Origin of the sequence: Streptomyces misionensis, from assembly GCF_007896895.1 — a bacterium.
Taxonomy (GTDB): domain Bacteria; phylum Actinomycetota; class Actinomycetes; order Streptomycetales; family Streptomycetaceae; genus Streptomyces; species Streptomyces misionensis_A.
The window spans coordinates 63,537-85,065 of sequence record NZ_VOGW01000040.1 but is presented as its reverse complement, the minus strand read 5'-3'; the positions used below and the strand labels follow the sequence as shown (position 1 = coordinate 85,065).

At 73.8% G+C, this 21,529-nt stretch carries 19 protein-coding genes and 1 pseudogene; 8 read left to right on the top strand and 12 right to left on the bottom strand.

The features are described from left to right. On the bottom strand, positions 1–723 hold a 723-nt coding region (locus FRZ03_RS06835; protein WP_146464278.1), incomplete at its 3' end, for a LysR family transcriptional regulator. A 67-nt stretch (positions 724–790) separates the two neighbouring features. Here FRZ03_RS06835 and FRZ03_RS41140 point away from each other — a divergent pair. After that, positions 791–1,033, top strand: a pseudogene (locus tag FRZ03_RS41140) (maleylpyruvate isomerase N-terminal domain-containing protein); the annotation flags it as partial. Positions 1,034–1,089: 56 nt separating this feature from the next. Here the strand turns inward: FRZ03_RS41140 and FRZ03_RS41135 are convergent. Further along, positions 1,090–1,401 carry a hypothetical protein gene (locus FRZ03_RS41135; protein ID WP_398659852.1) on the bottom strand — a complete coding sequence of 104 codons (312 nt, stop codon included), beginning with the start codon at positions 1,399–1,401 and terminating at the stop codon, positions 1,090–1,092. 134 nt (positions 1,402–1,535) lie between these two features. Between FRZ03_RS41135 and FRZ03_RS06825 the strand changes: the two genes are divergently transcribed. Both FRZ03_RS06825 and FRZ03_RS38860 read left to right on the top strand, forming a co-directional pair. Beyond that, a complete protein-coding gene (locus FRZ03_RS06825) occupies positions 1,536–2,237 on the top strand; it encodes a L,D-transpeptidase family protein (protein ID WP_146464235.1) in 702 nt (233 codons plus the stop codon). A gap of 209 nt (positions 2,238–2,446) precedes the next feature. Beyond that, complete coding sequence (locus tag FRZ03_RS38860; protein WP_186785286.1) at positions 2,447–2,632, top strand: hypothetical protein; 186 nt, start codon at positions 2,447–2,449, stop codon at positions 2,630–2,632. Between the two features lie 52 nt (positions 2,633–2,684). Here FRZ03_RS38860 and FRZ03_RS06820 read toward each other — a convergent pair whose 3' ends face one another. Beyond that, the gene (locus FRZ03_RS06820; RefSeq protein ID WP_146464234.1) at positions 2,685–3,515 is read right to left on the bottom strand and encodes an SAM-dependent methyltransferase; all 831 of its coding nucleotides are present in this window, start codon (positions 3,513–3,515) and stop codon (positions 2,685–2,687) included. A gap of 179 nt (positions 3,516–3,694) precedes the next feature. Between FRZ03_RS06820 and FRZ03_RS06815 the strand changes: the two genes are divergently transcribed. Beyond that, entirely contained in the window at positions 3,695–4,873 is a 1,179-nt protein-coding gene (locus FRZ03_RS06815; protein ID WP_146464233.1) for a MalY/PatB family protein, read from the top strand. A gap of 51 nt (positions 4,874–4,924) precedes the next feature. Beyond that, the gene (locus tag FRZ03_RS06810; RefSeq protein ID WP_146464232.1) at positions 4,925–5,314 is read left to right on the top strand and encodes a PPOX class F420-dependent oxidoreductase; all 390 of its coding nucleotides are present in this window, start codon (positions 4,925–4,927) and stop codon (positions 5,312–5,314) included. A gap of 71 nt (positions 5,315–5,385) precedes the next feature. Here the strand turns inward: FRZ03_RS06810 and FRZ03_RS06805 are convergent, their stop codons facing one another. The 3 genes from FRZ03_RS06805 to FRZ03_RS06795 form a co-directional block, all read right to left on the bottom strand. After that, positions 5,386–8,166 (bottom strand): alpha/beta hydrolase, encoded by a 2,781-nt coding sequence (locus FRZ03_RS06805; protein ID WP_146464231.1) that lies wholly within the window; start codon positions 8,164–8,166, stop codon positions 5,386–5,388. Positions 8,167–8,347: 181 nt separating this feature from the next. Continuing rightward, a complete protein-coding gene (locus tag FRZ03_RS06800; RefSeq protein ID WP_146464230.1) occupies positions 8,348–8,764 on the bottom strand; it encodes a Zn-ribbon domain-containing OB-fold protein in 417 nt (138 codons plus the stop codon). A 167-nt stretch (positions 8,765–8,931) separates the two neighbouring features. Further along, positions 8,932–9,684, bottom strand: a complete 753-nt coding sequence (locus FRZ03_RS06795) for a TetR family transcriptional regulator (protein WP_146464229.1) — start codon at positions 9,682–9,684, stop codon at positions 8,932–8,934. Positions 9,685–9,868: 184 nt separating this feature from the next. Between FRZ03_RS06795 and FRZ03_RS06790 the strand changes: the two genes are divergently transcribed. Beyond that, positions 9,869–10,984, top strand: a complete 1,116-nt coding sequence (locus FRZ03_RS06790) for a substrate-binding domain-containing protein (protein ID WP_146464228.1) — start codon at positions 9,869–9,871, stop codon at positions 10,982–10,984. A 13-nt stretch (positions 10,985–10,997) separates the two neighbouring features. Here the strand turns inward: FRZ03_RS06790 and FRZ03_RS06785 are convergent, their stop codons facing one another. After that, the gene (locus FRZ03_RS06785; RefSeq protein ID WP_146464227.1) at positions 10,998–12,152 is read right to left on the bottom strand and encodes a CaiB/BaiF CoA transferase family protein; all 1,155 of its coding nucleotides are present in this window, start codon (positions 12,150–12,152) and stop codon (positions 10,998–11,000) included. Positions 12,153–12,662: 510 nt separating this feature from the next. On the opposite strand from FRZ03_RS06785, the gene FRZ03_RS06775 reads away from it, so the two are divergent. Beyond that, positions 12,663–13,505: an ATP-grasp domain-containing protein gene (locus FRZ03_RS06775; RefSeq protein WP_146464225.1), complete on the top strand. Its 843-nt coding sequence runs from the start codon at positions 12,663–12,665 to the stop codon at positions 13,503–13,505. Here the strand turns inward: FRZ03_RS06775 and FRZ03_RS06770 are convergent. After that, on the bottom strand, positions 13,492–15,915 hold the full coding sequence (locus tag FRZ03_RS06770) for a polysaccharide lyase 8 family protein (protein WP_146464224.1): 2,424 nt from the start codon (positions 15,913–15,915) through the stop codon (positions 13,492–13,494). The two genes, FRZ03_RS06775 and FRZ03_RS06770, sit on opposite strands and share 14 nt — an antisense overlap. 198 nt (positions 15,916–16,113) lie before the next feature. Here FRZ03_RS06770 and FRZ03_RS06765 point away from each other — a divergent pair, with 198 nt between their 5' ends. Next, the gene (locus tag FRZ03_RS06765; protein ID WP_146464223.1) at positions 16,114–16,596 is read left to right on the top strand and encodes a flavin reductase family protein; all 483 of its coding nucleotides are present in this window, start codon (positions 16,114–16,116) and stop codon (positions 16,594–16,596) included. Positions 16,597–16,609: 13 nt separating this feature from the next. Here FRZ03_RS06765 and FRZ03_RS06760 read toward each other — a convergent pair whose 3' ends face one another. The 4 genes from FRZ03_RS06760 to FRZ03_RS06745 form a co-directional block, all read right to left on the bottom strand. After that, positions 16,610–19,021: a SpoIIE family protein phosphatase gene (locus FRZ03_RS06760; protein ID WP_261398649.1), complete on the bottom strand. Its 2,412-nt coding sequence runs from the start codon at positions 19,019–19,021 to the stop codon at positions 16,610–16,612. A 104-nt stretch (positions 19,022–19,125) separates the two neighbouring features. Next, positions 19,126–19,503, bottom strand: coding sequence for a hypothetical protein (locus FRZ03_RS06755; RefSeq protein WP_146464221.1), 378 nt, complete (start codon positions 19,501–19,503; stop codon positions 19,126–19,128). A gap of 339 nt (positions 19,504–19,842) precedes the next feature. After that, positions 19,843–20,760 (bottom strand): MurR/RpiR family transcriptional regulator, encoded by a 918-nt coding sequence (locus tag FRZ03_RS06750; protein WP_186785290.1) that lies wholly within the window; start codon positions 20,758–20,760, stop codon positions 19,843–19,845. A 77-nt stretch (positions 20,761–20,837) separates the two neighbouring features. Next, positions 20,838–21,500 (bottom strand): nucleoside/nucleotide kinase family protein, encoded by a 663-nt coding sequence (locus FRZ03_RS06745; protein ID WP_146464219.1) that lies wholly within the window; start codon positions 21,498–21,500, stop codon positions 20,838–20,840. Positions 21,501–21,529: the final 29 nt, after the last annotated feature.

Below are 21,529 nucleotides of genomic sequence, written 5' to 3'. Positions count from 1 at the left end.
GCGCGCGGCGAGGCGCGCGAGCGCGTCCGGGGTCGCGGCCTCGAAGGCGATGTGCGGCCGGAACCCGGCCCCGGCGCACAGCCGGTCCAAGAGGGCCCGCAGTCCGGTGCCGTGCGGCAGCCCGATCAGCCGGTGTCCGTCCAGTGCGGCCGGTGCGACGGCCCGTGCCTCCGGGTGCCCGGCCATCAGGGGGTGCCCGGGGACGGCCGCCACGACCAGCGGCTCGTCCATGACCACCTCCCACGCGACGCCCGGCGGCGGATCCTCCTGCGCCACCCCGGCCACCGCGAGGTCCAGCGCGCCGCCGCGCACCGCGGCCAGCATCCGGTCCGAGACGTCCTCGGTGAGGGTGACCTCCACCCCGGGATGCGCCCGGTGGAAGGCGGCCAGCAGCCCGGCCAGGTCGAACGGGTGGGCGAGGGTGCCGGGCACGAGGCCGATCGCGACCCGTCCGCGCAGCAGGCCCGTGTACTCCTCGGCGGTCTGCCGCACGCCCTCGACCGCCGCGAGCGCGGCCCGTGCGTACGGCAGCACGGCGTGCCCGACCTCCGTCGGCCGCACCGCCCGCCCGGAGCGGTCCAGCAGCGGCTGCCCCAACTCCCGCTCCAGTTGCCGTATCTGCGCGCTGAGCCCCGGCTGCGCCAGCCGCAGCCGCTCGGCGGCCCGGGTGAAACCGCCCTCCTCCACCACCGTCACGAAGTACCGCAGCTGCCTCAACTCCATAACCAGTCATAGTTCCGAGACGGATCATGTCTTGGACTTCTCGAAGCGGGCTGCCCATGCTGGAGACATGGGGAAAGCAGCCGCCGACATCGCCACGCTCATCGCCGCCGAACGCCGCGAACTGGCCAATTTTTTCGAGGGGCTGAGTCCCGCGCAGTGGGAGGCGGCCAGTCTCTGCGCGGGCTGGCGGGTACGGGAGGTGGTCGCGCACATGTCGATGGGGTTCCGCCACCCGACGGCGAAGGTGCTGCTGGAACTGGTCAAGGCGCGCGGCAGTCTGCACCGTACGACCGACCGGCTCGCCCGCCGGGACGCGGCCGCCCACCCGGACCGCGAACTCGCCGGGTTCCTGCGCACCCACGCCCATCACCCCTGGACACCCCCGGTCGCCGTGCCGCGGCCCTCGGCCACGACGTCGTCCACGGGCTGGACGTCACCGTCGCCCTCGGCCTGGACCGGCGGGTTCCCGAGGAGCGGCTGCGGGTCCTCCTCGCCGCCGTCGATCCGCGGGCCTTCCGGTTCTTCGGCACCGACCTCACCGGGGTCCGGCTGTGCGCCGACGACCTCGACTGGTCCTTCGGCGCCGGTGCGCCCCTGCACGGCGCGGCCCAGGACCTGCTGCTCGTCGCCTACGGCCGCAGGCTCCCCGGCGGCCGGCTGCGGGGTGAGGAAGTTCACCGTTTCGTCACAGCGTGACCGGAAGCACAACCCCACGATTTCCCCCGGGGTCTACTTGTCCGAGATCGTGGGAATCGCACAGAAACACCCGGGGGATGTCCCTGGGCGAACTGGGGAGAAGGTGAAGATCCCTCATGGGGGACATACGTAGACGAGCCGTTGTCGCGCTGGGCGTCGCGGGTATGGTGGCGCCGCTCACACTGGCTCTCACCGCGGCCCCGGCCCAGGCCGCGAGTTACTGCACCACCGCGACGGGCCCGCACCAGAAGCAGGTGGAGAAGTTCCTCGGCCGCCCGGTCGACGGCCGGCAGTCCGCCGCCGACTGCAAGGCCATCCGGGCCTTCCAGGCCAAGAACGGCATCACGCCCACCATCGGTTACGCCGGGAACGTCACCTGGGGTGTGATGGACCTCATCACCAAACAGCGGGCCGTGGGCAAGAACCCCAACAAGAGCGGCGCGTGCCCGGTGAACAAGGGCCGGATCGCGTGCGTGGACCTGACCCATCAGCTCAGCTGGATCCAGGACGGCAAGAAGCTCGTCTACGGCCCGGTGCCCGTGCGCACCGGCCGCAAGGGGTACGTCACCCGCACCGGCCTGAAGAAGATCTACTGGCGTGACATCGACCACGTCTCGTCGCTGTACAACGGCGTACCCATGCCGTACAGCCAGTTCTTCGACGGCGGCCAGGCCTTCCACTCGGTGGGCCTGAGCATGTGGAACCCGCCCGGCTCGCACGGCTGCGTCAACATGACCGGCAAGGACGCCAAGAAGTACTGGTCGCTGCTGCACAACGGCGACGACGTCTTCGTCTACGGCCGCAAGCCCGGCACCTGAGCCGCTCGCTCGTCCGGGGGCGCCCCCCCGGACGAGCGGGCCGCGCCTGGCGTCGCTCACCCTCACCCGGCCGTCGCTCCTCGCGGTCGCCGGGTGAGGGGCGGGTGTGAACTCCCCCGTGCGGCTTGACACTCGACGTGATGAGCAACACGGTCCGAAATGTCCGTATCAGGGGTACTTACTCACAACGCCTTCACGTCGACCGGCATATGCTTCACAGCATGTCCACCACTGTTGAAGCCGCCTCCGAGCGATCGGCCGCGGAGGTCAACGAGGAGATCCGGGCCCTGTGGCGCCGGTCGGGCGGGACGCTGACCACCGAGCAGCGCAAGGAGTACCAGCGCCTCGTGATGGAGTGGGCCGCCGCGGCCCCACGGCCGCGCCGGGCCGTCTGACCTCGCTGCGCGCACCCGCGACGCCCGACGGGCGTCGCGGGCCACCCGACCGTCAGCCCTTGCGGGCCACCCCGCCGAACATGGCGACCTCCTCCGGCTCCGCCCCGTGATCGTGCTCCGGGCGCCAGCGCGAGCAGGAGACCACGCCCGGCTCCAGCAGCTCCAGGCCGTCGAAGAACCGCGTGACGTCCGCCGGGGTGCGCTGGGTCAGCTTCGGCGTGCCGTGCTCGTTCCAGAACTTCACCGCCTCGTCCACGTCCGGCATCGCCGGATGCGTGACGGTGTGCGACAGCACGAGGTGGCTGCCCTTCGGCAGCCGCTCCATCAACCGCCGCACCAGCCCGTACGCCTCGTCGTCCTCGCCGATGAAGATGACCACGCCGAGCAGCATCAGCGCCACCGGCTCGTTGAAGTCCAGCGTCTTCGAGGCGTGTTCGAGGATCGCGTCCACATTGCGCAGATCCTCGTCCAGGTAGTCGGTACGGCCCTCGGGCGTGCTGGTCAGCAGGGCCCGCGCGTGCGCCAGCACCAGCGGGTCGTTGTCGACGTACACGATCCGGGACTCCGGCGCGATCCGCTGCGCCACCTCGTGCGTGTTGTCGGCGGTGGGCAGCCCGGTGCCGACGTCCAGGAACTGGCGGATGCCCACCTCGCCGACCAGATGCCGCACCGCCCGGCCCAGGAACAGCCGGTCGGCGCGCGCATACTCCCCGATGCCCGGGTGCAGTCGGCGGATCTGGTCACCGGCCGCGCGGTCGACCTCGTAGTTGTCCTTGCCGCCGAGCCAGTAGTTCCAGATCCGCGCCGTGTGCGGCTGGCCGGTGTTGATGCGGGCGCGCAGCGACACCGCGACGTCATTGGTGGCTGCGGGGTTGTCGGTCACGTGCGTCAGCTCCTGGGTGCCTGGAGGAGGGATAGATCCTTCAATACGCAATCTAATCCCATGACTTGATCTTTGCCGCCGCTCCGTCGAATCCGGGGCCGGTCGCCGGCCCGCCACCGGGCGGCCGGCTTCTTCCGCCCCGTTCCCGCTCACCGCGCGCCCCCCCTATCTTGTGCCCCATGACCAGCTTCCCGCACGACACCGCCGGTGAACCGGATCCGTTGCGCGCCCTCGACCTGGAGCGGCTGCGCCGTCGTACGAGCATGAAGTGGCGCACCTACCCCGAGGACGTGCTCCCGCTGTGGGTGGCCGAGATGGACGTCCCGCTCGCCCCGCCCATCGTCCGCGCGCTCACCGACGTACTCGCCCTCGGCGACACCGGATACCCCGTCGGCACCGCCTACGCCGAGGCCCTGGCCGGCTTCGCCGCCCGGCGCTGGGGCTGGGACGGGATCGCCGTGGAGCGTACGGCGGTCGTTCCGGACGTGATGCTCGGTGTGGTCGAGATGATCGGACTGGTCACCCAGCCGGGTGATCCGGTGATCGTCAACCCGCCGGTGTACCCGCCGTTCTTCACGTTCGTCGCCCATATGGGCCGCCGGGTGGTGGAGGTCCCGCTCGGCGCGGACCTGCGGCTCGACCCGGCCGCGCTGGAGGAGGCGTTCGCCCGGGCCACGGCGGACGGCGGGCGCGCCGCCTACCTGCTGTGCAGCCCGCACAACCCCACCGGTACGGTGCACACCGCCGCCGAACTCGCGGCCGTCGCCGAGCTCGCCGAACGCCACGGCGTACGGGTCGTCGCGGACGAGATCCACGCCCCGCTCGTCGCCCCCGGCGTCACCTTCGTGCCCTACCTCAGCGTGCCCGGCGCCGATCGGGGCCTGTCCCTGATGTCGGCCTCCAAGGGCTGGAACCTCCCCGGCCTCAAGGCCGCCCTCGCCCTGGCCGGCCCCGGCGCCGCCGCCGACCTCGCCCGGATGCCCGAGGAGGTGGGCCACGGCGCCAGCCATCTCGGCGTCATCGCGCACACCGCCGCCCTGCGCGAGGCCACCGGCTGGCTCGACGCCCTCCTCCTCGGGCTCCAGGCCAACCGGCGACTGCTCGCCGAGCTGCTGGCCGAGCACCTGCCGCAGATCCGCGTCCATCCCGCCGAGGCCACCTATCTGGCCTGGCTCGACTGCCGCGCCCTCGGCCTCGGCGACGACCCCGCCCAGGTCTTCCTGGACCGCGGCCGGGTCGCCCTCACCGCCGGCCCGCCGTTCGGCACCGGCGGCGCGGGCCATGTCCGCCTCAACCTCGCGACCTCGCCGGACATCCTCACCGAGGGGGTACGGCGGATGGCGGTCGCCGTGAAGTGAGTGACGCGCTGGCGGCGGATCGTCGGTCCGGCGCGGCCTAGACTTCCCGTCATGGACGACGACTCGCCGCCGGCCCGGCTCGGCGCCGGTAAGTACCTGCTGGTCACCAGCTTTCGCGGGAACGGCACCCCGGTCGCCACCCCGGTGTGGGTGGTCCGCGACGGGGACGGGCTCGGCGTCTGGACGGCCGCCGACAGTCACAAGGTCAAGCGGATCCGACGCCGGGCCGACGTCCTCGTCGGCCCCTGCGACCTGCGCGGCAATCCCACCGGCGACCAGGTCCCGGCCCTCGCCGAGATCACGGACCCGGCCACCACCGCCCGCTACCGTGCCCTGATCGCGCGCAAGTACGGCCTCGTCGGCCGGCTCACCCTTCTCGGCAGCCGGCTGCGCCGCGGTCTGGACGGCACGGTCGGTATAAGGGTGACCTTCGGCGACTGACCGGCCGGCCTGTCGGGGCAGCGCGAGCGAGTGGAACTCGCCCCGCTGCCCGGCAGGTTGCGGGTTCTGGACTACGGTCGGAGCCCCGCGGGTCCGTCCAGGACCGTTCCGGAGAAGACCAGGCCGCCCGGCAGCGGCTCGCCGGTCATGTCGTCGAGCCGGCGGAAGGTCACCGACTCCGCGGGTTCCGCGACCTTGTCCTTGACCGTGGGCAGGGTGATGTCCGTGCTGGTGCGGCCCGGTGGGACGTCCAGCCAGAGGTAGAGGCCGTGCACCTTGGACAGCGGGCGCTCCGGGTCGGGGGACTGGCCGGTGGTGTCGCGCAGCCAGGCGGCCGAGACGTCCTTGGTGGAGAGTTCGGCGCCGGAGGCGGGCGGGGCGACGCCGAAGACGGCGCCCATGTCCACGTCGACCGGTTCGGACAGGGAGAGCCGCCACCGCAGCGACTGGCCCTCCGTGACCCGGTCGGCGAGCGGGGTGACGGTCATCGTGGGGGCGGGATCGTCGTCGTGGACGGTGATCCCGCCCTTGTAGGAGCCGACGACGGCACCGCGCACCGCCTTGACCATGACGTCGTACGACCTGTCCGGGCCGTAGCGGGTGTCGCCCTTCACCTGGACCGGTACGTCGATGTCATGGCCGCCCGGATGCACGGTGACCAGCCGGTCCCGGGCATGGCCGGTGGCCGGGTCCAGGACGTAGACGCGGACCTGACCGCTGCCGTGTCCCGTCACCCGCACCGGGACGTGGTAGGTGCGCACGCCCGAGTCGCCCTCGTCGACCGTTTCCCGGCCGATGTCGACGCGGGGCAGAGCCGCCGCGCGGGCCTCGGGCGTTCCCGGGCGCCAGCCCCAGGCGTCCATCAGCCAGGCGCGGCCGGACGTGGAACGCGAGGTCAGCTCCATGGACTTGACGGACCCCAGGTCGAGGCCCGCCCGGGTGGCCGCCGTCAGCGGGACGCGGATCTCGCGGGCCCAGTACGAGGCGGTCCGTTCGCTGCCGGGCAGTCCGTCGGCCCGGACCCGGCCCAGCGTCGCCCGGTGGCCGGTGGTGTCGGTGAGGGTCACGTCCAGCCGGCTGCCGCGGGAGTTGGGCGGCACGAACAGCCGCAGCGCCAGCTCCTCGGCGCCGGACAGCGACAGCGGCCGTCCGGGGGCCACCCTGGTGCGGGTGCCCTCGCGCGACCAGCGCAGCGCGATCGCGCGCCGGCCGGTCTCCCGGTCGGCGCCCCACCACTGCGCGAAGTGCGGTGAGTACCCCTTGGCGTCCTCGCCCAGACAGGCCTTGGCCGGGCTCGGGTTGACGGCGTCGCACAGCCTGCCGCCGGTCACCGACACCCTGCCGTCCGGCAGCAACCCGCCGTCGCGGCGGGCCCCCACGGCGTGGCTGAGGACTCGCGCCGGGTCGGCGGACGGCGCCCGCCTGCCGGAGCCGTCCAGCAGCGGCCGTACCCGGTCGTCGCCGGCCAGGAACAGCCGCGCGGCGGCGGCGATGTACGTGGCTCCGGCCCGGTGCTGCTGGTCGGCGGTGAGCCGGGTCGCGGCGCGCGCGCCGCACACCGGGTCGGGACGGTCCGGGTCGTCGTAGAAGTCGTCCTCGGAGGGCGCCGCCGACGTGCCCGGCGTCCACTCGGAGTTGAAGAAGTTGTGGTCGGCGCCGACGACGTACACGGCGCTGTGCAGCGCGGTGCCGGTGCTGACCGCGCGCGTCCCGTCGACGTACACCTCGCCCTGGAGGTCGGAGACGTCGCCGTCGCAGCCGGGCAGGACCGTCACCGAGGGGACGTCGGGCACCGGGTTCTGACCGAAGACGGTGGGGCCGATGAGCACCATGCCGCGGATGGTCCAGTCCACCGGGCCGTGGTAGCCGTCCTGGTCGGCGGGCGGCGGGTAAAGGCTGTCCAGGGCCGCCCGGTTGACACCCTCGCCGCCCCGGGAGTGGCCGACGAGCAGCACCCGGGACAGATCGGCGCGGGGCGCGTCGCGGACGATCTCCGGTGCCGACGCGGGGTGCCGGGCCCAGTCCGCCCACTGGCCCAGATGGAGCCGGACCAGGGAGGAGCGGGCCTGGGCCCCGCCGTCCTCGGCCGACTCGTCGTCCTGGCCGTTGATGCCGTTGGCCGCGATCGACACCGTCATATAGCCCTGCGAGGCGAGGAGTCGCTGGTCGCGCAGATAGCCGCGATGGCTCGGCACCGGCAGGTAGCCGGACTTGCACGGCCAGTCGACGGATATCTCCTCGCCCCGGTAACAGGTGTAGTGGCGGCCGTGCAGGAAGAGCGCGAGCGGCCGCTCGCCCCGGGTGCCGACGGGGGCGACGACCACCGCCCGCATCTCCACCGGCGCCTTGAAGCCCGGCAGCCGGACCGACTTCAGGCTGTACTCGCCGGTCTTGGTGCGGTACGTGCCCGGCTTGCCGGGATCGACGCTGTTCGCGGGCAGCTTCGGCGGCGGCTCGACCGGCGACGTGGACGCCGCCTCGCTCGCCCGGACGTCCAGCCGCTGCCCGCCGGACCAGACCTGGAGCCCGCGCAGTCCGGCCGGCCGCCGCCCGTCCAGCGGCAGCCGGAAGGTGCGACCGTCGGCGCTGGGCTTCGGCACCCCCAACAGCCGGTCACCGGAACGGAATTCCACCCGCGCGTCACCCATCGGCACCGGCCGGTCGGCGTGCCACTCCAACCGGGGCGCCGGGCCCCCGCCGGTCAGCCGCCAGCCCGGTGGCAGCGCCTCGCCGCCCACGGAGGCCGACGGCCCCGCGACCGACGGTGGTTGGGCGGCGGCCACCCCTGGAGACGCTCCCGCCACCGCGCATAACGCGGCGGCGGTGACCCATATGCGCCGGGCACGGACCACTGTTCCTCCTCGACCCCCGACCTCGGGCGCCCCGGCCGTCCCGGGGGCCCCTCGTCCCCGGAGGACGGAACGCGGTGCCTGTGGGTTGCCTGTGAAAGAGCGGCAATGGATCACATGTGCGGCTCGGGCGGGCGGGAGCGGTGGCCGCGCCGGGGGCGTGCGGGGCAGGTGCCTGCTGCGGTCAGGTCCAGGCCCGGTACGGCTCGTCCAGCAGCTGGAAGACCGGCTCGCCGCGCACCGGGTCCTTGGCGGTGGACAGCCGGACCCGGTCGCCGCTGTGGACGCCGACCGGCGGGCCCATGACCCGGCCCCGCACGACGAACCCCTCGGCCATCTCGATCAGCGAGACGTTGCGTGCCGCCGGGGTGTTGCGGTGCACGATCGTGGAGTGGCGGACGGTGCCGACGCCCTCGCTGCGCTCGGTGCGCAGCTCACTGCCCTGGCACACCGGGCACAGCAGCCGGTGGAACATCGCGGTACCGCACCAGGTGCAGCGCTGGAACAGGAGGGCGTCCTTGGGTGCCGCGGCGACGGGATCGAGAACACCCGCCGCGGAGCCGGCCACCGTGGACGGGGCGCTCGCTGAGTGGTGGAACATCCTGGTCAACTCCCTGCGCTCGGCCGGAATCCCGCGTGCAGGTCCCGTTGCACGCGTGTGCCGACGGCCCGGCCGCCGTGCACGCCCGCCAGGTTATGGCACTCAGTGTCACCCGTAAAGGCACTCGGTACCCTCGAATATGTAAATTCGGGCTGCTCGCCTGGCCGTCAGGCGCGGTCCAGCACCGCCTCCAGTTCCCGCACCACCCGCCACAGCGGCGCGTCGCGGCGGGTGACGAGGACCAGCACGTCGTCGGCCGGGGAGGCGGCCTGCTCGCCGGTCAGGGCGGTGACCCGCGCGGCGGGCCGGGCCGGACCGGCGTCCCGCGGGTGCGCGAACTCCCGCTGCACGCATCCCAGTGCGTGGTCCACCGCGGCGCCCGCGTCACCCTGTCCGTCCGAACGCAGCCAGGAACGCAGCCCGTTGTTGTGCGCGGCGACCACCGCCGCCGCGATCACATCGGCCCGCAGCGTCCCGTCGGGGAGCCCGGCGAACCGGCCGCGCAGATACCGGGCCAGCGCGCGCTCGTAGCGCCGGACCACCGACAGCTCGTACGCCCGCAGGCCCGGCACCTTCCGGGTGAGCCGGTAACGCTGCACCGAGAAGGCCGGGTTCTCCGCGTACATCTGAAGCACCAGCCGGGCCGCGTCGCACACCCGCCGCACCGGCTCGTGCTCCGGGCCGCTCGCGGCGAGGAAGGCGGTCATGTCGGCGAGGCAGCGCTCGTGGTCGGGGAAGACCACGTCCTCCTTGGAGGGGAAGTACCGGAAGAAGGAACGCCGGCCGACCCCGGCCAGGGCCACGATGTCGTCCACCGTGGTCTGCTCGTAGCCGCGTTCCGAAAAGAGCCGGAAGGCCGCCGCGACCAGGGCGTCCCGCATCGGCGGTTTGGCGGCGGGCGCCGCGCTGCTGGAGCTCATGGACGGGAACGTAGCACTCGGGCCGGAATGTATGGCACTCAGTGCAGCCTGCATGGAGAAATAGGGAACTGAGTGCTGTCCGCGTTGCGCGCCCGAACATCGAAGCGATCGAATTGAATGAAATCGATCGATACGCTTGTGGGCATAGAGTGAGCGCCTCGGATCACCGTCCAGGGGGAGCCCCATGCGACCGCACGTCGACCAGCGCCATGAGCGGGTGCTCGAACTCGTCCGTGAGCGCGGCAGCCTCCGCGTGGCCGAACTGGCGGCGGAACTCGGGGTCTCCGCCGTCACCTTGCGGCGCGACGTCGAGACGCTGGCCGCCGGGGGCCGGCTGCGGCGGCTGCACGGCGCGGTGGTCTGGCCCGGCGAGTACGCCGACGGCGCCGCCCCCGCCACCGGCGGCCGGCTGCCCGACCGTGCCGAGGGCGCGGTGATCGGCATGATCGTGCCGACCACCGTCTCCATCTTCACCGACATCGTGGGCGGCGCCCGCGAGGCCGTCGCCGCCCACGGCGGCCGCCTGGTGCTCGGGGTCTCCGGCTACGTCGACACCGAGGACTCGGTCCAGGCGGAACACCTGATCGCGGGCGGCGCCCAGGGGCTGCTGGTGGCGCCCAGCTGGTTCGGCGGCGTCCCCGCGCACGGCCAGGAGAAGTGGCTCACCGAGTGCGGGGTGCCCGTCGTCCTGGTCGAGCGTTCCGCCCCGCCCGGCAACCCCGCCGCCGATCTCGACCGGGTGCGCACCGACCGCGCGCACGGCGCCGCCGTCGCCGTCGGCCACTTCGCCGACCTGGGCCACCGCCGGATCACCGCCGTCCTCCAGGAGGGCCCGCACGCCGCGCAGATCAGCGCCGGGTTCCAGGCCGCCGTCCGCGCCCGCGGCCTGGAGGTCCATCAGGGCGCCCCGGCCGTGCGCGCCCACGGCGACTACGACACCAGCGTGGACCACCTGGTCGAGGCGGTCCGCGCCCACGGGGTCACCGCCGCCCTGGTGCACAGCGACGAGGACGCCATCGTGCTCGTGCCCCGTCTCCAGGCGCACGGCGTGCGCGTGCCCGACGACCTCGCCCTCATCTCCTACGACGACCAGGTCGCCGCGCTCGCCGACGTCCCGCTCACCGCCGTCGCCCCGCCCAAGCGCTCGGTCGGCGAACACGCCACCGGCATCCTGCTGCGCCGCATCGCCGAGCGCGCCGGCCGGCTGACCCCGGGTCCGCGCCAACATCTCGACCTGCTGCCGGAGTTGCGCATCCGCACCTCCTGCGGCGCCCGGCCCCCGGCCACCGACGCGTCCTGAGCGGTCGGGGCGTTCAGGAGTCCAGCCAGTCGGTGATCTCGCCGGTGTGCTCGCCGAGGCGAGGCGGCCGGCGGTCGTAACGGGGCGGGGTCCCGGACAGGTTGATCGGGTTGGCGACGAGGTCCAGGGCGTCGCCGCCGTCGCCGTCCACCGACGCCCGGGGCGAGAGACCGAGCCGGTCGGCGAGCGCGAACGCCTGGGCGAGGTCGTTGACCGGGCCGCAGGGGACGCCGAGCGGGGTGAGGTGCTCGAACCACTCGGCCGCCGTGCGAGCGGCCAGCAACTCCCCGAGCCGCTCCGCCAATTCCTCCACGTGGCCGACCCGGTCGGCGTTGCCGGCGAAGCGCGGATCGGCGGCCAGCTCCGGGGCGCCGAGGCCACGGCAGAGCGCCGCGAACTGGCGGTCGTTGCCGACGGCGATCACCAGCGGCTGGTCCTTGGCCCGGAAGACCTCGTACGGCGCGATGGACGGGTGCCGGTTGCCCAGGATGCCCGGCACCCGGCCGGCCAGGGTGTACCCGGCGGACTGGTTGACCAGGCTCGACAGCAGGGTGGAGAGCAGATCGACCTCGATGCGCTGCCCCTCGCCGGTCGCCTCCCGGTGCCGCAGCGCGGCCAGCACACCGACCGCCGCGTGCAGCCCGGTGAGCACGTCCACCAGCGCCACCCCGGTCTTCACCGGCTCCCCGGGCGCCGGCCCGGTGACGCTCATCAGCCCGCCCACGGCCTGGATCAGCAGGTCGTACCCGGGCAGCGCGGCCCCCGGCCCGGAGCCGAAGCCGGTGATCGAGCAGTAGACGATCCCGGGGTTCGCGGCCCGGACCTCCTCGTAGCCGAGCCCGTGCTTGCGCAGCGTCCCGGGCCGGAAGTTCTCGAACAACACATCGGCACGGCGCGCCAGTGCACGGGCGCGGCGCCGGTCGGCCGGGTCGCGCAGATCGAGCGCCACGGAGCGCTTGTTGCGGTTGACGGAGAGGAAGTAGGTGGCCTCGCCGTGCGCGTACGGCGGACCCCAGGCGCGGGTGTCGTCGCCGCCCCGCGGATGCTCGACCTTGATGACGTCCGCGCCCAGGTCGGCCAGGAGCATGGTGGCGTACGGCGCGGCCAGCACGCGCCCGAAGTCGGCGACGAGGACGCCGCTGAGCGGCAGCGGGACGGAAGCGGTCACGATGTCCTCCTGTCGGAGCCACGCGGGTACACGGTGGTGGTGCGGGTCGAGAACTCGCTCGCGGCGCGGCCCTGTTCGTCCGGACCGTACGCGCTCCGACGGCCGCACGCCCCGGGCTCCCCGGGCGCGGTGGCCGGCCGAGGCCGACATTGTGCGGGCGGCCGGGCCCCGGACGCACTGGACGAGATGGCGTCCCGCCGGGGGGTCGGACACGCCGATCCGTCCATGGTGCGGGGCCCGGGACCGTGCTAGGTTCCGGGCCCTGCCTGCGGCAGGGCGCCGCCCAGCCGCCCAGCCGCCCAGTCGTCAAGTCGCCCAGCCGCCCAGTCGTCAAGGCGTCGAGTGGGCAAGGCGCCTCGCCGCGAAGACGCGGAGGAGAACGCCCTCGTCGTGCGCCCCCGCCCGGCCGGCACCGGCGCGCCGCGACCCCGCCGGTGGGAGCCGATCATTCGGGCGTAACCTTTCTGCGCCCGGTGGCACCCGCACCCGACCACGCCCGAGGAGACCCGTATGCCCGACGCCCGTCCCCGCCTTCTCTACGTCACCGATCTGGCGTACCAGGCCCGCGGGCGCCGCTACTGCGACGAGGACATCTGGCTCACCTCCCGGCTGCGCGCCCACTTCGACCTGGCCCTGTGCCATCCGCTGGACGCGGTGACGCTGATGGACGGGTACGACGCGGTCGTCGTGCGCAACTCCGGGCCCGTGCTCGGCCACCAGCAGGCGTACGACGCCTTCCGCGCGCGGGCGCTGGAGCGCGGGACCCCGGTGTACAACCCGCTCACCGGCAAGGCGGACATGGCCGGCAAGCAGTACCTGCTCGACCTGACCGACGCCGGTTACCCCGTGATCCCGACCGTGGGCCGGGCCGCGGACCTGGACCGGCTCCCGGCAGCCGACCGCTACGTGTGCAAGCCCCGGCTCGGCGCGGACTCCTTCGGCCTGCGGATCGTCCCCGCGGGCCGGGTCGCCGCCTTCGCCGGGGACGACATGCTGATCCAGCCGTACGTGGACTTCGACCACGAGGTCTCCTTCTACTTCGTGGACGACGACTTCCAGTACGCCCTCTACGCCCCCGACCCGCGCCGCCGCTGGGAGCTGAAGCCGTACGCGGCGACCGCCGCCGACCTGGAGTTCGCCCGGCGCTTCGTGGACTGGAACGACCTTCGCCACGGCATCCAGCGCGTCGACGCCTGCCGCGCCCCCGACGGCGCCCTGCTGCTGGTCGAGCTGGAGGACCTGAACCCCTATCTGTCGCTGGACGCCCTGCCGGAGGCGGACAGGGACGCCTTCGTCGGCGCGGTCACGGCGTCCCTGAGCCGGTTCGTCGAGGGAGCGGTCAGCCCAGTCTGACGGTGATCCGCGGGCTCACCCCGGCCGTACCCCTGAGGTCGCCGAAGACGAGCGTCAGCCAGCGTCCGGTGCCGGCCGAGACGACCGTGGCGGGCGCGGAGGCCACCGCGGCGACCGGCCGCCGCCAGGTCAGGGTCAGGCCGGTGCGCATCAGCATCGGATCGCTCACCGCGATCACGGCCGTGCCGTCGTCCTTCTCGCTGATCATGACCGAGCAGGGATCGCTCGCGGTGAGCGTTCCGACCGTTCCGCCGGACCAGAAGTTCACCCCGGTGAACCCGAGTGAGCGGACCGCGACGCCCTGCTGGTCGTCCGTGTTGGCGAGCACGGTCAGCCAGTCGCGCTCCGCCGCCCGGGCCCGCGTCCGAGCGGCGCTCGCCCCCGGCATGAGCAGATAGGCGTACGAGGCGTTCACCGGATCGGTGCCGTGATCCACGTACATCGTCAGGTACGTGCGGCTCAGCACGGTCGGGGAACCGCCCGTGCTGATCGAACTCCAGCTGCCCTCCCGGGCGTCGCGCAGCGCCCGCACCGTCGCGCCGCCGGGGAAGACGTAGCCGCCGTGCCCGCCGAGATGCGCCCAGCCGGCGCCGGTGAGCGTCTTCGACCAGGGGCGGGCGACCGGCTCGGCCCTGCCGTCCACGGTGAACGGGGCGCCGCCGGCGGCCCCCAGGTTCCGGTTCTCGACCGTCGTCTCCACGGCCGTGCCGTCGGCGCAGGTGATCCCCGCGCCCAGGCAGACCACCGTGTCGTCCAGGAAGAACCACGACTTCTTCGCGACCAGCGTCGACCGGAGGCCTCGGAGGTGCTGCCCGACCGCGGCCCGCTCCCCGTCCGTCGCGCCGCCCACCCAGTTCACGTCCGGTCTGGCCGCGCCCCAGTCGCCGCCCGCCCCGTCCGCCAGCACCCGCCGGGAGACGGTGGTGCCCGGCAGCCGGTACGGGTCCACGGTCGGCCAGAAGGCGTCGCTGTACTGGCCGTCCGTGAAGGTGTCGCCCCACCAGTAGAGCATTCCGGCTCCGGTGTGCCAGCCGCGCAGGTTCTCACCGTTGCCGCACTCGTAGTAGGCGATCCGCTTGCCGGCCATGCTCAGCGAGGCCGCCCAGCCGGGCCTGCGGTGGGTGGCCCGCGCCATCGCCGGGAAGAGCCGGTGCCCGGTCGGCTCCGGCACCGCGGGCACCGCCGGGTCCTTGTCGACGGCGTCGAGCCGGGCCAGGTGGGGCAGACCGAGCACCGGATCGGCGAGCGGCGGGCTGTAGGTGTCCCGACGCATCCAGCCCTTCACCAGACCGCGCCAGCGCGCGTTCTCCGCCGCGCTCGCGCCCTGCCCGAGCAGCAGCACGGAGGCGAGGACGGGGTGGCCGCGCAGATGGTCGTCCTGCTGGATCGCCTTCGGATCGGCGGCCGACAGGCCCCGGCTGATCGCCCGGCCCGCGACGCCGTCCATGACCAGGCCGTTGTGGAGGAACGGCGCCCAGGCACGCTCCACCGAGTCGAACACGATCTGCCGGTTCCCGTCCGTCACCTCCCAGCCGGAGCCGGCCAGCAGCGCGAACAGCATCCCCAGTCCGCCCAGGAACACCGAGCCGTAGGAACCCGTGTACGGCACCCAGGTGTGCTGGATGAAGGAGCCGTCGGCGTGCAGACCGTCGCCCGAGGTGACGTACGGGAAGACGGGCGAGAGGGCGTCGCGGGCCAGCGCCACCTTGGCCGCGTCGTCCCCGACCACCCCGCGCAGCGCCAGCACCCGGCAGAGGTCGACCCGGTTGGCGCCCGTGCTGGTGCCGCTGTAGACCGCCACCGCCGAGTCCGGCACGAAGTGGTCCACGGCCGCGGTGTGGTCGGCGAGCTGTTCGGCGGACAGCGCGTCGTACATCAGCACGCACGTGTCGAGGAGCGCCTGCGGGGCGCCGATCTGCCAGCTCCACCAGTTGCCGAACGGCGTCCGGCGCGCGTTGTAGACGTCGTCGTGGAGGTGGCCGAGGCCGGCGACCACGGCGTCGCGCAGGGCGGTGTCGCCGGTCAGCCCGGTGCCCGGCTGGGCGTACGCCTGCGCGAGCGTGCTCAGCCGGGTGTGACTGGTGCTCATGTTGCCCGAGAAGGTGAACGATTCCTGGTCGGTGTCCGGGTCCGGGTCGCCGTACGGGAGGTCCGGCCACAGGGAGCCGGCGACGGGGGCCATGGCGGCGAGGTACTGCCGCGTCGTGCGGCCCAGGTCGGCCAGGCGGGAGGCGAAGGGCTCGGCACCGGGGTCGAAGCCCTCGCCGAGGACCAGGGTGCGCCACCTCGCCCGCAGGGCCGCGAACTCGTCCGGTGCCGCGAAGGCCCGGGGCGCGGCGCCCACTCCCAGCGCGGCGGCACCGCCGGAGCAGGCGGCCAGGAAGGCACGGCGTGACCAAGGAGTCGTCATGACGGCGCTTTCTAGCACGCGCTTTCCTGAACGCTCAACAGGAAAGACCGAGATGATCATTTGATCGTTTTGTTGCGGAGGGTCTCCGGGCGATGCGCGGAGGGCCGCCGAGCGATTGGGGGACGGCGCGCGGGGAACCCCGGTGCGCGGGAACATCGGTGTGAGGGGACCGAGCGGCGGCGGACGGAGCGGAGCGGCATGGCGCGGGCGGACGTTTTCCTTGGGCGGCTCGATCCCGATATGTGCGTGGTCACCGCCGCGGCCGGCGGCGAGCGGGCGGGCTGCCTGGTCGGCTTCGCCGGGCAGTGCTCCATCCAGCCGCCCCGGTTCGCCGTGTGGCTGTCCAAGGCGAACCGCACCTACCGCGTCGCCCGCGCCGCGCAGTGCCTCGCCGTCCATCTGCTCACCCGCGACCAGCGCGCCCTCGCGGAACTCTTCGGCGGCCGAACCGGGGACGACACCGACAAGTTCACCGGGCTCGACCTGGTGCGGGGACCCGGCGGCGCCGTGGTCCTCGGGGACGCGGCGGCCTGGTGCGTCGGCACCATCCTGCACCGCGTCGACGGTGGCGACCACGTCGGCTTCGTCCTCGACCCGCTGGAGTGGGGAGAGGGGCGCGGGGGCCCGCTGCTGCGGCTGTCCGACGCGATCGGCATCGAGGCCGGCCACCCCGTGGACTGACCCCGCTCGGCGGCTATCCGTCCGCGGCCTCCGCGTCGCCCGCGTCCGCCGCGTCGATGGGCTCCTCGCTCCGGTCGTCGGCGCGCGCCGGCATCCGGATGTCCAGCACGCACACGTCGTCCCGGCGCTCGTCCGCGACCATGGCGGCGAGCAGCGCGTCCAGGGAGTCCCACCCGCCGTCGCCATGGGCCCGCGCCGCCTCCGCCAGCCGGGCCAGACCCACGTCCAGACCCTCGCCGGGCCGCTCGACGAGGCCGTCGGTGTACAGCAGCAGCCGGTCCCCGGGCGCGAGGCGCAGCTGCGCCGATTCGTACGAGGGCCGGGCGGCGGCGCCGAGCAGCATGCCGACGGGGCGGTCCAGGTAGCGCGCCTCGCCATGGCGCACCAGCAGCGGCGGCGGGTGGCCGGCCTGCGCCCAGGTCAGCAGCCGTTGGCGCGGGTCGTAGCGGGCCATGATCATGGTGGCCGTGCGCCGGCCGTCCCGGGAGTGCAGCAGCAGCTGGTTGAGCCGGGCCAGGGCGACGGTGAGCGAGGTCCCGGTGCCGACCATCCCCTTGGCGGTGAACCGCAGCTGGGCCATGGTGGCCACCGCGTCGATGCCGTGGCCCGCCACGTCGCCGACCACGAACAGCGCGTCGGTGTCGGCCAGTTCGATGGCGCTGAACCAGTCGCCGCCGACATGGATGCCGGCCTGCGCGGGCAGATAGGCGACCTCGACGCGCAGCCCGGCCAGCCGCACCGGTTTGCTGGGCAGGGGCAGCAGGGCGTGCTGGAGCCGGGCGGCCAGCGCCCGTTCGGCCTGGAGGACCCCGCGCTGGAGCAGCATCGTGCGCTCGCTCTTGACCAGGGCGAGTTCCGCGCTGCGCTGTGCGGTGAGGTCCTGGACGAAGCCGTGCACCTCGGCCGGGGTGCCGTCCGGCTCGGTGACGGCCTCGGCGACCAGCCGCAGATGCCGGACGCCCTCGGGTGCCTCGACCCGGAACGGCGCGTCGAAGGCCCGGCCCCGGCGGACCAGTCCGGTGATGGCGGCGGCGAGGTGATCCGCGTCCTGGGGCAGGGCCAGTCCGGGCAGCTCCGCCAGTTCCAGCGGTCCGCGCGCGGGGTCGCGCCCGAGCACCGCGTAGGCCTGGGCGGACCAGGAGACCTTCCTGGTGACCAGGTTCCAGTTCGCCCAGCCGAGGTTGCCGAGCCGCTGCACGTCGGACAGCCGCTGTTCCTGCCGCTCCGTGGGGTCGTACCGCAGCCAGGACACCAGCAGCCCCTTGCCCAGCGGGGCGGCCCGCACCGAGTAGGTGGCGGTCACGGCCACCCCGTCGGCCACGTCCTGGTAGGCGAACGGCTCGCCCTCGAACGGCACCCCCGTCTCCAGCGCCTCCAGATAGCCCCGCCACAGCGGCTCGCCCGCCACGAACGGGTAGCTCTCCAGGATGCGCCGGCCGACCATGTCCCGGCCGGTGCGGCCGAACACGTCGACCGCGTCCGGGGTGGCGGCGTCGATGCGGTAGTCCTGCACCTCGTCCGCGGCGCCGCGCAGCGGGGTGAGCAGGATCGCGGCGCCCGGCAGCGCGTCGAAGACCGCCTGCACGGTCGCGGTGGCACCCCGTTCGCCTGGGGCCTCCCGCGGGGCGTCCAGGGCACGCAGCCGGCCGGCGCACAACCGGGTGGCGGCGCGCAGCAGTTCACGCTCGCGCGCTTCGAAGGGCCCCTCGTGCCGGCGCAGCACCCCGAGGGCGACCCGGCCGGCGCCCCCGGCCGGCACCGGCAGCCAGGCGCGGGTCGGCCACCGCTCGGGCGGGATGCCGCTGAGCAGGTACCGGGTGCGGTCGGCGGGCAGGTCCTCCAGCCAGAGGGGTTCGCCCGTGGCCAGGACCTCGAACGCGGGCACCCCGGCGAGCGGGGGCACATGCCGCCACTGGGCGGCGAACCGCGCGTCGGCACCCGCGTGCCCGATCAGTTCGAGCCCGCCCTCGGCCTGCCGCTCGTAGAGGAGCACGGCGTCGGCCCGCACCTCGGCCGCCAGCCGGTCGAGGAGGCGTTCGGCCAGTTCCCGCGGGGAGCCGACGCGCACCAGGTCCCGGCCCATCCTGCCCAGCGCCTCGGCGAGGTCGGAGGCACCGGCGGGCGGGGTCCCGCGCGCGGGCGGGGCCGTGGCCGCGGGGCCGGTTTCCTCCTTGGACGGCGGGAGAGAGCCCAGCGTGAGCCAGCACTGCTCGACGAGGGTGCGCCCGCCGGCCTCGGCACGGCGCCGCAGCTCGTCGTGGGCGGTGCCCGGGGTACACCCGGTGAGCGCCATCAGGACGCCTGTGGCCCGCTCCAGCACCGCCGCCGTCGCGGCGCGGTCGCGCAGGCGTTCCAGCTCCGCACGCTGCCGGGCCACGACCCTGGCCAGCGCGGCGCGGTCGGCGCCGGTGCCGGGGTCGTCCATCGGGGACGCGGACTCGCTCGTCACGCGACGAGCATCGCACATCCGGTGGCCTCCGATCACCGGTCCGGGGGTGCCGGGTGGCAGGGACGGCCGTTCCCGGTGTCTCAGGCCGGGGGGCCGCCACGGCGCGCCAGGGCCTCGGTGACCGCGCGGACGCTGCGGGCGATGTGCTGGAGTTGCAGCAGCTCCGCCGCGTACAGCTTGATCGTGTGCTCGATGACCGACTCGGGCAGCCCGAGCACCGGGAGTTCGGCCCGTGCCGTCTGGAGGGCGGTGCGGGCCACCCGGATCTCGTGCTGCACCTGGATCTGCGCGTGCCGGGCGAGCAGCACGGGGTGCCGGATCAGGGCCGGATAGCTCGCGTAGCGCGCGGGGACCAGCTCGCGCAGCCACCTGACGGCCGAGCGCTCCCAGTCGTACGAACCCGGGGTCTTGACCTGGCAGGGCCAGTCGGGGCTGATGCGCGTGCTGGTCAGGGTCATGGTCACTTCCGGTCTGCGCGTCGTGCGGGTGGTCCGACGAGGGCGGGCGGCCCCGGTCCAGGGGATGACCGGGGCCGCCCAGGGCGCGGCGCAGGGACGCCGCACCACCGAACAACCCGTTCGCCGGCCGTGGGTAGGTGATGGCCGGCCGGGGTGTCCGCGCGGGTGCCCCGGGCGAGTATTTATATATGCCGATCACTTTGCAAGACGTATGAAAAAATTCATGCGCGGTATGGGGTGAAAGATCCCGCTGCGGGCGGCGGGTGACCGCAAGATCTTCACGGCTGCGGGGCCCGCGCCGAAGAGACCGGCGCCGCGCTGCCGGGGGAGCGGCGGCCTTCAGTCCCTGACGAAGAACTGGTGTTGCTCGGAGACCTGCTCGTACTTCTCCAGGCGGGCGTGGGTGCGCTCCGGATCGGCGTCGGTCATGGCCTGGAGCAGCGCGGCGGCCATCACACCGGGCGCGGCGTAGGAGTCGAAGACCAGCCGGGAGCCGGTGCCGGTGGCGAAGGTGACATCGGCCTCGTCGGCCAGCGGCCCGAGCGCGAGATCGGTGATCAGGGCGACCTTCAGGCCGGCGTCGTGCGCCACTCGGACGGCCTGGAGGGTCTCGTGCGAGTGCCGGGGCATGGCGAAGGCCAGCACCCAGCTGCCGCCGGCCTCCCGGGCCTGGAGCAGCGTGTCGTAGGCCACGCTGCCGCCCCGGGTGACCAGCCGTACATCGGGGTGGATACGGCGGGCCGCGTACCCGAAGTACTCGGCCAGCGACTCCGAGATGCGCAGGCCCAGCACGGTCAGCGGGGTGGAACGGGACAGCTCCCGGCCGACGTGGATCACCCGGTCCGGGTCGGCGAAGTCGCGCCGCAGGTTCTCCAGGTTGCGGATCTCGGCGTCCACCGCGGCCTGGAGCTCATTGCCCCGGTTGGGATCGCCGGGCCCGCCGGCCAGGGTCTTCAGCGCGATCGACTGCAACCGCTCGCGCAGCGCGGGGTAGCCGCTGAAGCCGACGGCACCGGCGAACCGGGTGACGGACGGCTGGCTGACCCCCACCCGGTCGGCCAGCTCGGTGATGGACAGGAACGCGGCCTCGGTGATGTGCTCGATCAGGTACTGGGCGATCCGGCGCTGCCCGGGGGACAGACGGGGGCCGTCGAACAGCTTCCTGAGCTGGGAGGCCGGGGCGGCCTCGGCCTGCGGCGCGGTCCTGCCCGAGGTGATCGCCGACGCCTGTGCGCGGGCCTGCTGCGGCGAGGGCACCGGTCCGTCTCCTTTGTCTGCCACGAACATTCAACATAGCTCACCCCATGCCGTGACCAGCGGGTTGACCAGCGGCCTCAGCCCGGCGACGACAAGGGCGACGGCAGGGCGTCCGGCGGGACCAGCAGGTCCGCCCGGCCGCGGGTCGTCGCCACCAGATCGGCGTTGCGCTGGTCCGTGCCCAGCACCCAGGCGAGCGCCGCCCGATGGTCCTTGCCGAACTCCTCGTGCCGTGCCACCAGTCGGCGGACCCGCTCCTCCTCGGGAAGCTCGCAGAACCACACCTCGTCCAGGCACGGCCGCACCCGCGCCCACGAACCCTCCTCCAGGAGAAGGTAGTTGCCCTCGGTCACCACCAGCCGGGCGCTCGGCGGCACCGGGATCGCCCCCGCCAGCGGCTGCTCCAGGACCCGCTCGAACCCGGGCGCGTACACCACCTCGTCGCCGTCCTCGCGCAGCCGGCGCAGCAGCGCCGCGTACCCGGCCGCGTCGAACGTGTCCGGGGCGCCCTTGCGGTCGCGGCGGCCCAGCCGGTCCAGTTCGGCGTCGGCCAGGTGGAAGCCGTCCATGGGGACATGGGCGACCCACGGGGGGCCGTCGGCGTTCAGGGCGCGCACCAGGCCCTCGGCCAGGGTGGACTTGCCCGCGCCGGGGCCGCCCGCGATGCCGAGCAGGGCGCGCCGGCCGTCCCGGGGGAGTGCGCGGGCGCGTTCGAGGAGGTCGTCGAAGGTCGGTGGCACGACAGCAGAGTCTGTCACCTCCAGCCGGG